At 68.4% G+C, this 12,879-nt stretch carries 12 protein-coding genes; 8 read left to right on the forward strand and 4 right to left on the reverse strand.

What is annotated here, in order from left to right; translation table 11 throughout:
* Positions 1–7: 7 nt before the first annotated feature.
* Both ACFZCE_RS18745 and ACFZCE_RS18750 read left to right on the forward strand, forming a co-directional pair.
* Positions 8–1,654, forward strand: a complete 1,647-nt coding sequence (locus tag ACFZCE_RS18745; protein WP_390941717.1) for an MFS transporter — start codon at positions 8–10, stop codon at positions 1,652–1,654.
* Positions 1,651–2,802, forward strand: coding sequence for an HlyD family efflux transporter periplasmic adaptor subunit (locus ACFZCE_RS18750; protein WP_390941719.1), 1,152 nt, complete (start codon positions 1,651–1,653; stop codon positions 2,800–2,802). Before ACFZCE_RS18745 ends, ACFZCE_RS18750 begins: the two co-directional genes overlap by 4 nt.
* Positions 2,803–2,809: 7 nt before the next feature.
* Here ACFZCE_RS18750 and ACFZCE_RS18755 read toward each other — a convergent pair whose 3' ends face one another.
* From ACFZCE_RS18755 to ACFZCE_RS18770, 4 genes are all read right to left on the reverse strand, one after another.
* Positions 2,810–3,100, reverse strand: a complete 291-nt coding sequence (locus tag ACFZCE_RS18755; protein WP_390941721.1) for a type II toxin-antitoxin system RelE/ParE family toxin — start codon at positions 3,098–3,100, stop codon at positions 2,810–2,812.
* Positions 3,075–3,326 carry a ribbon-helix-helix protein, CopG family gene (locus ACFZCE_RS18760; protein ID WP_390941723.1) on the reverse strand — a complete coding sequence of 84 codons (252 nt, stop codon included), beginning with the start codon at positions 3,324–3,326 and terminating at the stop codon, positions 3,075–3,077. The genes ACFZCE_RS18755 and ACFZCE_RS18760 overlap by 26 nt, the downstream gene beginning before the upstream one ends.
* A gap of 95 nt (positions 3,327–3,421) precedes the next feature.
* Positions 3,422–4,195, reverse strand: a complete 774-nt coding sequence (locus ACFZCE_RS18765) for a methyltransferase domain-containing protein (protein ID WP_390941725.1) — start codon at positions 4,193–4,195, stop codon at positions 3,422–3,424.
* Positions 4,196–4,261: 66 nt separating this feature from the next.
* On the reverse strand, positions 4,262–5,047 hold the full coding sequence (locus ACFZCE_RS18770) for a TSUP family transporter (protein WP_390941727.1): 786 nt from the start codon (positions 5,045–5,047) through the stop codon (positions 4,262–4,264).
* Positions 5,048–5,232: 185 nt separating this feature from the next.
* Between ACFZCE_RS18770 and ACFZCE_RS18775 the strand changes: the two genes are divergently transcribed.
* The 6 genes from ACFZCE_RS18775 to ACFZCE_RS18800 all read left to right on the forward strand — a co-directional run bounded on the left by ACFZCE_RS18775 (position 5,233) and on the right by ACFZCE_RS18800 (position 12,878).
* Positions 5,233–5,919, forward strand: coding sequence for a dihydrofolate reductase family protein (locus ACFZCE_RS18775; RefSeq protein WP_390941729.1), 687 nt, complete (start codon positions 5,233–5,235; stop codon positions 5,917–5,919).
* A gap of 287 nt (positions 5,920–6,206) precedes the next feature.
* Positions 6,207–7,343: a transporter substrate-binding protein gene (locus tag ACFZCE_RS18780; protein ID WP_390941731.1), complete on the forward strand. Its 1,137-nt coding sequence runs from the start codon at positions 6,207–6,209 to the stop codon at positions 7,341–7,343.
* The gene (locus ACFZCE_RS18785) at positions 7,340–7,942 is read left to right on the forward strand and encodes an ANTAR domain-containing protein (protein WP_390941733.1); all 603 of its coding nucleotides are present in this window, start codon (positions 7,340–7,342) and stop codon (positions 7,940–7,942) included. Before ACFZCE_RS18780 ends, ACFZCE_RS18785 begins: the two co-directional genes overlap by 4 nt.
* A 101-nt stretch (positions 7,943–8,043) precedes the next feature.
* Positions 8,044–9,525, forward strand: coding sequence for a cytosine permease (locus ACFZCE_RS18790; protein WP_390941735.1), 1,482 nt, complete (start codon positions 8,044–8,046; stop codon positions 9,523–9,525).
* A 3-nt stretch (positions 9,526–9,528) separates the two neighbouring features.
* A complete protein-coding gene (locus tag ACFZCE_RS18795) occupies positions 9,529–11,226 on the forward strand; it encodes a nitrilase-related carbon-nitrogen hydrolase (RefSeq protein ID WP_390941737.1) in 1,698 nt (565 codons plus the stop codon).
* A gap of 176 nt (positions 11,227–11,402) precedes the next feature.
* Complete coding sequence (locus tag ACFZCE_RS18800; RefSeq protein ID WP_390941739.1) at positions 11,403–12,878, forward strand: MFS transporter; 1,476 nt, start codon at positions 11,403–11,405, stop codon at positions 12,876–12,878.
* Position 12,879 lies beyond the last annotated feature (1 nt).

Here is a 12,879-nt window from a genome sequence, read left to right on the forward strand (position 1 = left end):
CGCGAACATGGACCGCTACGCCCCCCATTCCTGGCAGCCCCACGAACGGCCGACGCTTCCCGGTTCGCCGTCGACGCCGCTGCATTCGCCGCGTAAACGCCTGGCGTTCTTCCTGGTCGGGCTGCTGGTGGGCATCACCGGCGGGCTGGGCAACGCGCTGGTGTCGGCCAACCTCATCTACCTGCAAGGCGCGCTGGGCGCCACCAGCGCGGAAATGGCCTGGCTGCCGGCCGCCTACGTGATGACCAACGTGACGATGAACCTGCTGCTGGTGAAATTTCGCCAGCAGTTCGGCCTGCGCGCCTTTACCGAGGTGTTCCTGGCGCTGTACGCGCTGGTGACCTTCGCCCACCTGTTCGTCAACGACCTCAACTCGGCCGTGGCCGTGCGCGCCGCCCACGGCATGGTCGGCGCGGCGCTGAGCTCGCTGGGCCTGTACTACATGATCCAGGCGTTCCCGGCGAAATGGCGGCTCAAGGCCCTGGTGCTCGGCTTGGGCACCGCGCAACTGGCGCTGCCGCTGGCCCGGCTGTTCTCCGAAGACCTGCTGCAGATCGCCGAATGGCGCGGGTTGTACTTGTTCGAGCTGGGCCTGTGCCTGGTGGCGCTGGGTTGCGTGCTGCTGCTCAAGCTGCCGCCGGGCGACCGTTTTCGCACCTTCGAGCCGTTGGACTTTCTCACCTTCGCCTTGCTGGCGCCGGGGGTGGGGTTGCTGGTGGCGGTGCTGTCGCTGGGGCGCATCGACTGGTGGCTGGAGGCGCCGTGGATCGGCTACGCCCTGGCCGGGGCGATCGTGCTGATCGCCACCGGGTTGTACATCGAGCACAACCGCATCAACCCGTTGCTGATGACCCGCTGGCTGGGCAGCGGGCCGATCATCCGCCTGGGGCTGGCGGTGGTGTTGATCCGCATGGTCACCTCCGAGCAGTCCACCGGCGCGGTGGGCTTCATGCAGTACCTGAACCTGGGCAGCGAGCAGTTGTTCAGCCTCTACCTGGTGATGCTGATCGGCAGCGTGGCGGGGCTGGCCACCAGCGCGCTGACCATCCACCCCGAGCACCTGTTCATGCCGCTGTTGTTGTCATTGGGGTTGATGGGCACCGGGGCGGTGATGGACACCTTCTCCAGCAACCTTACCCGCCCGGAGCAGATGTACCTGTCGCAGTTCCTGCTGGCGTTCGGCTCAACGTTCTTTCTTGGCCCGACCATGGTGCTGGGCACCCGCAACGTGATCGCCAACCCGCGCAACCTGGTGAGTTTTTCGGTGCTGTTCGGGATCGCCCAGAACCTCGGCAGCCTGCTCGGCGCGGCGCTGTTGGGCACCTGGCAGATCGTGCGGGAGAAGTACCACTCCAGTTTGATCACCGACCGCCTGCCGTTCTACGACCCGCTGGTGGCCGCCCGTGTGCAAAGCGGCGCGGCCAGCTACGCCAGCGCGTTGCCCGGCACTGCCGAGCGCAACAACCAGGGCCTGCGCGCCCTGGCCAACGCCGCCACCCGCGAGGCCAACGTGATGGCCTACAACGACACCTTCATGCTGATCGCCATTATCGCCGTGCTGACCATTGCCTGGATTTCAGTACGCGTGCTGTGGCTGCGCAGTACCACCCGTCGCGCCGCCCGCGCCGCCACAGCCCCCGGTTCACCCTCATGAGCGACCAGCCGCAAAGCACCACCACCACTGCCATCGCCGCCACCCCCGAGGGCGAACAACCGCCGCCGCAGGCCGCGGCGACCGAACCGCGTTCGCGGCGCACCCGGCTGCTGTCGGCGCTGCTGTTTGCCAGCGTCGCGTTGGTGGGTGTGGCCATCGTGCTCTACGCCTGGCAATTGCCGCCGTTCGCCACGGCAATCGAAAGCACTGAAAACGCCCAGGTAAAGGGCCAGGTCACGGTGATCAGCCCGCAACTGTCGGGCTATGTGTTCGAAGTGCCGGTGCAGGATTTCCAGTTCGTGCAGGCCGGTGACTTGCTGGTGCGCCTGGATGACCGCATCTACCAGCAGCAATTGGCCCAGGCGGTGGCGCAACTGGCCACCCAGCAGGCGGCGCTGGCCAATAACGCGCAACAGCAACGCAGCGCCCAGGCCACCATCGCCCAGCGCCAGGCGGCCATCGGCGACAGCCAGGCCCAGGCCGACAAGGCCGCGGCCGACTTGCGGCGCAACCAGGCGCTGGTCGGTGATGGTTCGATCTCGCGCAGCGAACTCGACGTGACCCGCGCCGCCAACGCCCAGGCCGTGGCGGCGGTGGCCGAAGCCAAGGCCGCGCTGGACATCGCCCGCCAGGATTTGCGCACGGTGCAGGTCAACCGTGGCTCGCTCGAGGCCGCGGTGGCCAATGCCGAGGCGGCCGTGCAATTGGCCCGCATCGACCTGGCCAACACCCGCATCACCGCGCCGCGCAATGGCCAGTTGGGGCAGATTGGGGTGAAGCTCGGCGCCTGGGTGAACTCCGGCGCGCAACTGATGGCGTTAGTGCCCGACACCCTCTGGGTGATCGCCAACATGAAGGAAACCCAAATGGCCCACCTGCGTGTGGGCCAGCCGGCCAGCTTCACCGTCGACGCCCTCGACCATGCCCGGCTGACCGGCCATGTGCAGCGTATTTCGCCGGCCACCGGCTCCGAGTTCGCACTGTTGCAGTCGGATAACGCCACCGGCAACTTCGTCAAGATTGCCCAGCGCATTCCCGTGCGCATCCACCTCGACCCGGACCAGCCGGACGCCCAGCGGTTGCGCCCGGGGATGAGCGTGGTGGTGAGCGTAGACACCGGCTTTGTGGTGGAAGGGGACAGGGAGTAACGGGCCCTCAGTGCCCACCGCGCGCGTGGCGGTGATGCAACACCCGCAGTACCTGCACCTGTTCCCCCACCACCCGGTAGGCCGCCAGGTACGGCACATCAGCGAACACCCACTCGCGAACCCCCGGGTGCTGGGCCTGGCGGCCCATGCCGGGGAAACTCAGCAACCGCTCGAGTGTTTCCAGCACCCCCAATACCACCTGGCAGGCCCGCGCATCGCCCACTTGCCCCGCGTAATACTCATGAACCGCGGCCAGATCGCTGAGGGCTTTGTCAGTCAGGGCGAGCTGCTTTGGCACGGGCAGCCCACTGCGCCTGAACGCTGGCAAGGTCAGACAACTGGCCGGCATCCGCGTCGGCCACCCCTTCGGCAATGGCCTGCAAGTGCCAGGCCTCGGTGCTCAGGTAGGCGGCCAGGGCGCGCTTGAGGTGGTACTGGCGGTCGCGCTCGGTGGCGCGGGCCAGGTGGTCGAGTTGGTTGATCACATCTTCCTCCACACGGAACGATAAAACGGAGGTCGCCATGCTAGTGCTCCTTCAAAGCGCTGTATACGATGTATACATTTGGAAAGAGAATAAAGCGCTGGCCTGTTGCGTTCAACCGGCAAAGCCTTCCGTGCTCACCCCCTGCGCCGGTAGCAATACGCCTCGGTGGTGTACGGAAACCGCACCCGCGCCTGCCCGCGCAGCGCCGGGTGGGTAGCGATCAGCTCGCGGATCTGCGCCGTGACCGCCTGCTTCTGCGCCTCGGGCAGGGCGGCGATGAAGCTCACCGACAGGCAGCGCCCCAGCACCACGTCTTCCGGCGCGCCTTCGTGCACGTGTTCGAAGCGCGCCACCGTGGGTTCTTCGAACCACGGGCCCGCCGCGAACGGCTGGCGCCAGGCGCCGGTATGAAAGCGCGGGGCATCGCCTTCGTGGGGGCTGAGGATCGCCGTGAGCGCGGCCACCCAGTCCACGCTTTCGTCGCGCACGTTCCACACCAGCCCCAGGCGCCCGCCGGGCACCAGCACGCGGTGGATGTCCGCCAGCGCTTCAGGTTCGGCGAACCAGTGGAAGGCCTGGGCGCAGGTGACCACCTCGACGGTTTCACCCGGCACTGGGATGGCCTGGGCGGTGCCGTCCATCACCGGCACCTTGGGCAGGCCCAGGCTGAGTTCGTCGCGCATCGCCGCCACCGGTTCCACGGCGGTGACGTCGGCGCCCAGGCCGGCGAGCAGGCGGGTGAACTTGCCGGTGCCGGCGCCGAGGTCAAGCACGCGCAGCGCCGGCACCACGCCGAGGCTGTCGCGCAGCCAGGCTTCGAGGGCCGCCGGGTAATCCGGGCGGCCGCTGCTGTAGGTACGGGCTTCGGTGGAAAAACCGCGTTGGGCGGCGTCATGAACATGGGGCATGGCAGGGGTGCTCCGGCAGGTGGCTACAGGGTTTGACCGCTGTGCCGCGTGCCGGTGCCATCCAGGCTAGAACACCATCTTCACGCCGATCAACGCCAGCATCAGCGCCAGCAGGGGCCGCAGCAAGCCGTCGGGCACGCGCCCGGCCATATGGCTGCCCACCCAGATGCCCGGCAGCGAGCCCAGCAGCAGGTGGCCGAGCAGCGCCCAGTCCATGTTGCCCATGCTCGCGTGGCCCAGCCCGGCGACCAGGGTGAGCGGCACCGCGTGGGCGATCTCGGTGCCCACCAGGCGCCGGGTGGGCAGGAACGGGTACAGCAGGAACAGGCCCACGGTGCCGAGCACCCCGGCGCCGATCGACGTGAGCGAGACCATCACCCCGAGCACCACCCCGGTGAGCACCGTCAGGCTGTTCAGGGTGCCCGGCGCCAGGGAATAGCGGTCGCCGGCGTGGCGCTGGGCAAAGGCTTGCAGCCGCGGCTTGAGCAGGATCGCCACCGCGGTGAGCAACAGCACCACCGCCAGCGCTTGCTTGATCAGGCTGTTGACCAGCTTGGCGTCGCCGGGCAGGTGCTGCAGCGCCCACAGCGTGAGCGCTGCCGCTGGCACGCTGCCCAGGCTCAGCCAGCCGGTGATGGCCCAGTCGATGTTGCGGTGGCGGCTGTGCACCCACACACCGCTGGATTTGGTGATCGCCGCGTAGAGCAGGTCAGTGCCCACGGCCGTGGCCGGGTTGATGCCGAACCACAAGAGAATGGGCGTCATCAGCGACCCGCCGCCCACGCCAGTCATCCCCACGATAAAGCCCACGATCAGGCCCGCGAGGGTAAACCCCAGTAATGCTGTGTCCATCGATGTGTTCCGTACTGCCAGGAAACGCCGTGTTGGCACGGCGGCGGCGCGCAGCATAGCAACTTCTGTTATAGCCGATGATAACCATGCGGCATTAGGTTATTCCTGGGCACTCTAAGCGCACAACCCGGCTGAACCCCTCGCGCGGGGCCCCGGTCTCTCATTGATAACCCTGGAGGCCCGTGATGAAACCCTATGTAATCTGCCACATGATGTCGTCGCTCGATGGCCACGCGCTCACCGACGGCTGGGAGCGCCCCTTCAAGCAAGCCGCCGGCGAGCTGTACGAAACCCTCGCCGAAGGGTTCGGCTTCGACGCCTGGGCCTGCGGCCGGGTGACCATGCAGGAAATCGCCCACGACGAGGGCTACCCCAGCGGCCTGGCCCGCGCGCCGATCCCCCGGGAGAACCACTGGGCCGTACGCGAAGCCAAGGCCTACGCGGTGAGTATCGACCCCCAGGGCAAGGTCGGCTGGAAGCAAAACACCGCCCTGGGCGCGCACATCGTCGAGGTGCTGACCGAGCAGGTGAGTGATGACTACCTGGCGCACCTGCAGCAATTGGGTATCTCCTACCTGTTCGCCGGCGCCCGTGAGCTGGACCTGGCTCAGGTGCTGGAAACCCTGCACCGCGAACTGGGCATCCAGCGCCTGGTGGTCGAAGGCGGCCCCCACGTGAGCGGCCGCTTCGTGCAGGCCGGGTTGGTGGATGAGGTGAGCGTGCTGCTGTTGCCGTTGATCGATGGCCGCGGCGCGCACCCGGCGTCGTTCGAGATGGAGGAGGGCCGCTGGCAAGCGCCGGCCTACCTCAAGCTGGCCAGCGCCGAGGTGCAAAGCGGCGGCGCTGTGTGGCTTCGTTACACTCCGCGCTGAGCCCGCTGTTGGTGCGCGGCGCCGCCCGCGCGCACCAGGCTGGCGCGCCAGAGGGGCCGCGGCGCCCGTAAAGCCGGGCATTGGCAAGCTGGCCCGGCATTTGCTTTAGCCTAAGCAGGTGTAACGCCCCCGCGCCGGCCCCGCTTCCAATGTTGCAAGCGGCCCCGCCGACACCGCCCGCCTTTTTTGCCGCCAATGCTGCCGGCTCAGGCCCCGCCCCACAGGCGCGGCCCTTCCATATACTGCACAGGTTGCCCATGCGCCCCTGCGGTATCCGGAGCCCAGCCATGCCCACTGTTACCCAAGCACCCGGTCACGCCATCGGCCTGTTGTTCTCGCGCCGCAGCATGACCGGCGCGGTCGAAACCACCCAGGCCCAGGCCGCGCTGCTGGCCATTGACGAGATCAACCAGCACGGCGGGGTACTGGGCCGCCCGCTCGAGGCGCTGCTGCCAGACATCGGCCCCAGCCCCGATCATTACCGCCAGGCGGCCCTGCAACTGTGTGACGAACACAAGGTGCAGGCGCTGTTCGGCACGCACATGTCGAGCACCCGCAAGGCGGTGTTGCCGGTGATCGAAAGCCGCCGCGTGCCGCTGTTCTATCCCACCCTCTACGAAGGCTTCGAATACTCGCCGCTGTGCTGGTACACCGGCGCCACGCCGAACCAGAACGCCTTGCCGCTGGCCCGCTACGTGATGGCCCAGCACGGCAAGCGCGTGCTGTTCATTGGCGTGCCCTATGTGTACCCGGTGGAGTCGAACCGGGTGATGCGCGAGCTGTTCGAGCAGGCCGGCGGCGAGGTGCTCGATGAGATCTACCTGCCGTTCGGCGCCTCGGCCGAGCAGTACCGCCAGGTGATGGCCCGGGTCGCCGCGCTGGCGCCGGACGCGATCTATTCCACCGTGGTCGGTGCCGACATCCCCACCCTCTATGGCGCCTACCACGAGGCCGGGCTGAGCCCGCAACGGATGCCGATCATCAGCTTGTCGACCAACGAGGCCGAGGTGGCGCTGATGCCGCCGGCCCATGCCGCCGGGCACCTGTGCGCCGCGCCCTGGTTCGACACGGTAGAAACCCCCGCCAGCCAAGCTTTTGTCGCCCGCTACCGGGCCCGCCATGGCGCCGCCGCGCCGATCACTGCGGCGGCCGAGGCGGCGTACTTTCAGGTGCACCTGTACGCCCAGGCGCTGGCCGTGGCCGGCGGCAGCGAGCCGAACGCCCTGCGCGAGGCGCTGGCCCAGGTGCGCTTGCAGGCGCCCCAGGGGCTGGTCCAACTGGACGGCGAAACCCACCACTGCTGGCTGTGGCCACGGGTGGCGCGGCTCGATGCCGATGGCCGGTTCGTGATTGTCGAGCAGGCCGCCCAGGCCCAGCGCCCGTGCCCGTACCTGCTCGACTACCAGTTGGGAGGCAGCCAATGACCGCCGCGCCACTGCTGGGTGAACTCAAGGGCCTGCGGGTGCTGGTGCTGCACCCGCTGGACAGCGAAGCGCGGCTGGTGATCGGCCAGTTACGGCGTATCGGCTGCGAGGTCGAGCAGGCCTGGCCGGTGCCGGCGCTGCTGCCCGGCGCGGCCGACGTGGTATTGCTGTCGATCGAACTGGACCAACGCGCGGCCATCGCCAGCCTGGTGGCGGGCCTCGATGAGCAGGCACCGCCGCTGATCGCCATCGTCGGCTACGAAAGCCCGAGCATGCTCGAGCTGGTGCTCAGCGCCCAGCCGGCGGCGGTGATCGAGCGCCCTCTGAAACCCTTCGGCCTGCTCACCCAGTTGATCATGGCGCGCGCCGCCTGGCGCCGGCGGGTCGAGCTGCTGGCGCAGATCCGCAAGCTGGAAGTGCGCCAGTCGGCGGTCGGCCGGGTGGCCATGGCGAAGATGCTGCTGATCGCCCGCCACGGCATCAGCGAGGGCGAGGCGCACAAGCGCATCCAGCGCCAGGCCATGGCCCAGCGCTGCGCCATGGAGGTGGTCGCGCGCGCCATCATCGAACACGCCGCCAGCCCGCGCAGCCCACCCTGACCCGCTAAACCGTTAGCCCCACCCCAACACCTGAACCGTTCGTATCGCGGCAGTTTCGCCGTGAGGGGCCTTTGCATGCCCCGAAAAAGGAGACCTCATCCATGAGCCTGTTGAAAAAGTGGTTCCAAGGGCCACAAGACATCACCGAAGCCGAGGCCGTCGAAGACTACGCCGTCGGCCGCGTACCCAGCCGCTACCGTTGGCCGATCCCGGCGATCATCCTGGTGCTGCTGGGCAACTCCACCGCCATGTTCTGGTTCAGCCTCGGCGCTGACATGAGCTACCAGGTGGGCTGGCCGGGCATGCTCTGGCCGATCCTCTACATGGTGGTGCTGGCCACCGTGATCGGCGCCTGCGTGATGAAAATCGCCGCCAAGGAGGGCCTGTCGCTGAGCCTGCTGACCCGCGGGCTGGGCTTTGGCTACATGGGCTCGGCGTTCACCTCGTTGATCTACGCGGTGAACTTCATCTTTTACTTCTTGTTCGAGGGCACCATTGTTTCCCACGCCATCGCCCACTACGCCGGGGTCGAGGTGGGGTCGCTGGCCGGGGTGGCGATTTTTGCCAGCATCGGCGCGGTGACCATCTGGTTCGCCTGGAAGGGCATGTCGTCGATGCAGTTCCTGCAAACCTGGGGCGTGCCGATTTTCATCGGGCTGTTCGCGTTTTGCCTGTACCAACTGCACCAGAACTACGACGTGGTCGGCCCGGCGGGCTGGCTGCCGCGTGAGGCGGGTAACGCCAGCGCGCTGTGGGTGGTGATGAACATGGCCAACGGGCAGATCGTTTTCCAGGGCCTGCTGGGCACCGACTACGGCCGCTTCGCCAAGCCCGACATCAGCCACCGTGGCACCGCCACCATCATGCTCGGCATGCTCCTGCCGATCGTCGCGGTGATGCTCTGCGGCGCGTTGCTGGCCTACACCCTGATGCCGCGCATCGGCAGCGGCGATGCCTTCGCCCTGGCGATGGACCCTGGGTTCATTTTCCCTACTGTGATCGCCGCCGTCGGCGTGCTGTTCACCGTGATCACCCAAGTGCGGATCAACGTGATGAACCTCTACTCGGGCTCGATCGCGTTGTCGAACACCATGGACATGACCTTCGACTACCGCCCCGGCCGGCAGTGGTGGATGCTCGCGGTGTGGGCGCTGGGCGTGCTGTTCTACCTGTGCAACATCCTCCAGTACACCGGCACCTTCCTGGCCATCACCGGCATCCTCACCAACACCTGGGTGTTCATCATCCTGGCCGATTACTTCATCTGCCGCCGGGTGTTCAAGCTGGCGCCGAGCGACTTCGTCGAGTTCCGCCGCGAGCACCTGCGCCGCTGGAACCCGTGCGGCGTGGCCAGCCTGTTGATCGCCGTGGCGATCGGCGCGGCGGGCATCCTCGGCCTCTACCCGATGTACTACGCCTCGTTCATCGCCATGCTGGTGGGCCCGCTGCTGCACGTGGCGTTCAGCCTGGCCAGCCGTGGCCGCTACTACTTCTCACAGTTCCCCAGCGACACCCCGACCAGTTGGCGCCCGGCCGCCGGCTACGAAGGCCCGCGCCCTGAACTGCCTGCCTCTGGAGCCTGAACCATGACCACCCTGAAGATCGCCAGCATTCAATTCGAACCGGCCCAGTTCGACCACCAGGGCAACCTGCAGCGCCTCGAAGCGCTGGTGCGCGAAGCGGCCCAGGCCGGCGCGCGGCTGATCGTGACCCCGGAAATGGCCACCACCGGCTACTGCTGGGCCAGCCGTGAAGAAGTCGCGCCCTACGTCGAGCCCGTGCCCGGCGCCACCACCGAGCGCTTTACCGCGCTGGCCCGCGAGCATGACTGCTACGTGGTGCTCGGCATGCCGGAAGTCGACCCGGCCGATGGCCTGTACTACAACTCGGCCGTGCTGATCGGCCCGGGCGGGGTGCTCGGCACCCACCGCAAAAGCCACCCGTATATCTCCGAGCCGCGCTGGGCCGCGGCGGGGGATACCCACACGGTGTTCGACACACCGATCGGGCGCATCGCGGTGCTGATCTGCATGGACATCCACTTTCTGGAAACCGCGCGCCTGGCCGGGGTGGCCGGGGCCGAGGTGATCTGCCACCTGAGCAACTGGCTGGCCGAGCGCACGCCGGCGCCGTACTGGATCAACCGCGCCTATGAAAACGGCTGCTACCTGATCGAGAGCAACCGCTGGGGGCTGGAGCGCGGCGTGCAGTTCAGCGGCGGCAGTTGCGTGATCGACCCCGACGGCAACATCCAGGCGATGCTCGACAGCGGCGACGGCGTGCTGCTGGCGGAGCTCGACCTGGCCCGCGCCCGCGACACCCAGGCCCGGCGCCTGGCGCTGCGCCGGCCAGAGCAGTACAAAACCCTGGCCATGCACAGCTATGCCTGGAACCCGCTGGCGTTCTTCGGCCTGTATGGCCTGCAAACCCTGCCCGCTGGCAAGGATTCGCGGATCGCCGTGGGGCGCCTGGCCGCCAGTACCGACCGCGGCGCCAACCTGGCCGCGATCGAAGCGCTGGCGCGCCAGGCGCACGGGCAGGGTGCCGAGCTGCTGGTGTGCCCGGAGCTGGCCCTGACCGGCGCCGGCGCGGCCCAGGCGCTGAGCTTCGAAAGCGCGCCGGTGCAGGCGCTGATGCGCCTGGCCGCGCAACTGCGCCTGCACCTGCTGGTGGGGCTGGCCGAGCAGGCCGCCGACGGCTGCTACAACAGCGCGCTGCTGCTCGGCCCCGAGGGCCGGGTGGGGGTTTACCGCAAGCAGCACCTGAGCCCGGCCGACCGCGCCTGGGCCCGCGCCGGCGAGCAGTGGGCGTGTTTCGACCTGCCGTTCGGCCGCCTCGGCGTGCTGATCGGCGACGACTGCCTGGTGCCTGAGGCCGGCCGCGTGCTGGCCTTGCAGGGTTGCGACCTGATCGGCTGCCCGGCGCTGCTGGCCAGCCCCGCCGCCGGCGGCCACCCAGGCACCGAGGTGCGCCACCCCGGCGCGATCCCCACCGGGGCGGACCTCTACCACTGGCACCTGGGCCGGGTACGGGCGGGCGAGAACAACCTTTACCTGGCCTTGGCCAACGGCGGCAGCGGCCTGCCCAGCGGGGTGTTCGGCCCCGACACCTTCGCCTTCCCGCGCCAGGAAGTGCTGCTGACCGCCGCCGAGGGCGTGGTGGTGGCGCCGATCAGCACGGCCAACCTGGCCAGTGACTACCCCACCAGCACCGTGCGCGCCAAAGACCTGGTGCGCATGCGCTTGCCGCAGCATTACCGGCCGTTGTTGGCTGCCCGAGGGTAGTGCCTCAAGCCCGGCGCGAAAGCTAACCCCCACCCGTGCGCGCCACGCACGGGCAAGCTGCGCAATCGGCAATAGTCCTGGCCGGCGCCGGCCCCTAGGCTGCGAGCATCGCTCATCGCCCAAGGAGTCGGCCCCGTGGCCAGGCAACTGTATCCCCCTGCCCGCAGGCCGTTCCTATGAACGGCTTGCCAGGGCGTATCCTCACCGGCCTGTGCGGCGTGCTGCTTGCCGTGCTGGTCGCCGGTTTCAATGAAAACGCCACCCGCTTCGCCTTGCCCGACATCCTCGGCGGGCTGGGCCTGAGCCACGACGATGGCACCTGGCTGCTGGCCAGTTACGCCGCCGCTTCAGTGTGCGCCATGGCCTTCGCGCCGTGGCTGGCGGCGACCTTCACCATTCGCCGTTTCACCCTGTGCATGCTGGCGGCGTTCATCGCCCTCGGCGCGCTGTGCCCATGGGCGCCGAACCTGCCCACGCTGCTGCTGTTGCGGGTACTGCAAGGCTTTGCCGGCGGCGCGCTGCCGCCGATGCTGATGTCGGTCGCCCTGCGCTTTTTGCCGCCGGGCATCAAGCTCTACGGGCTGGGCGCGTATGCCTTGACCGCCACGTTCGGCCCCAGCTTCGGCCTGCCGTTGGCGGCCTGGGGCGTGGAGTACGGGCACTGGCCCTGGGCGTTCTGGCAGGCGATCCCGTTTGCGCTGGTGGCCATGGCGTTGGTTGCCTGGGGCCTGCCGCAAGACCCGCCGCGCCTGGAGCGGCTGCGCCAGCTCGACTGGCGCGGTGTGCTGCTCGGCCTGCCGGCCCTGGCGATGTGGGTATTGGCGCTGGAGCAGGGCGAGCGTTTGCACTGGTGGCACAGCGAGGTGATCCGCGCCCTGGCCGGCGGCGGCAGCCTGTTGCTGGGGCTGTTCCTGCTCAATGAATGGTTTCACCCGCTGCCGTTGTTCAAGCTGCAGATGCTGCGCTTGCGCAACCTCAGCCATGCCCTGCTGACCCTCGGCGGGGTGCTGTTCGTGCTGCTGGCGGTGATCGTGATTCCGGCCGGGTTTCTGGGCCAGGTGCAGCACTACCGGCCACTGCAAACGGCGCCGGTGCTGCTCTGGGTGGCACTGCCGCAATGGCTGGCGCTGCCGCTGGTGGTGGCGTTGATGAATAACCGCTGGGTCGATTGCCGCTGGGTGTTGGCGCTGGGCCTGGGCCTGCTGGCGTTGGCCTGCTGGCAGGGCGCGCAGGTCACCGCTGCCTGGCACCGCGAGGACTTCTACCCGGTGCAATGGTTGCTGATCTTCGCCCAACCGATGGCCGTGGTGCCGCTGCTGCTGTTGGCCACCAACGGCCTGCAAGCGGCCGACGGGCCGTTCGCCTCGGCCTGGTTCAACACCGTGAAGGGCTTTGCCGCGGTGGCCGCGGGCAGCGCCCTGGACACCTTCGCCGTGCATCGGCTGCACGTGCATTCCACCGCCCTGGTCGACCGCCTGGGTAACCAGCCGCTGCTGGCCGAGGCGCCGAACCTGGCGGCGCGGCTGCACCAGCAGGCGCTGGTGCTCAGTTACGCCGACCTTTACCGCGCGGTGGGGCTGCTGGCCCTGCTGCTGATCGTTTTGATCCCATTGCTGCCCACGCGGGTGTACCCCCCGCGCGCGGCGGCCTGAC

Source organism: Pseudomonas sp. NPDC007930 (assembly GCF_042958985.1).
Classification (GTDB): Bacteria; Pseudomonadota; Gammaproteobacteria; order Pseudomonadales; family Pseudomonadaceae; genus Aquipseudomonas.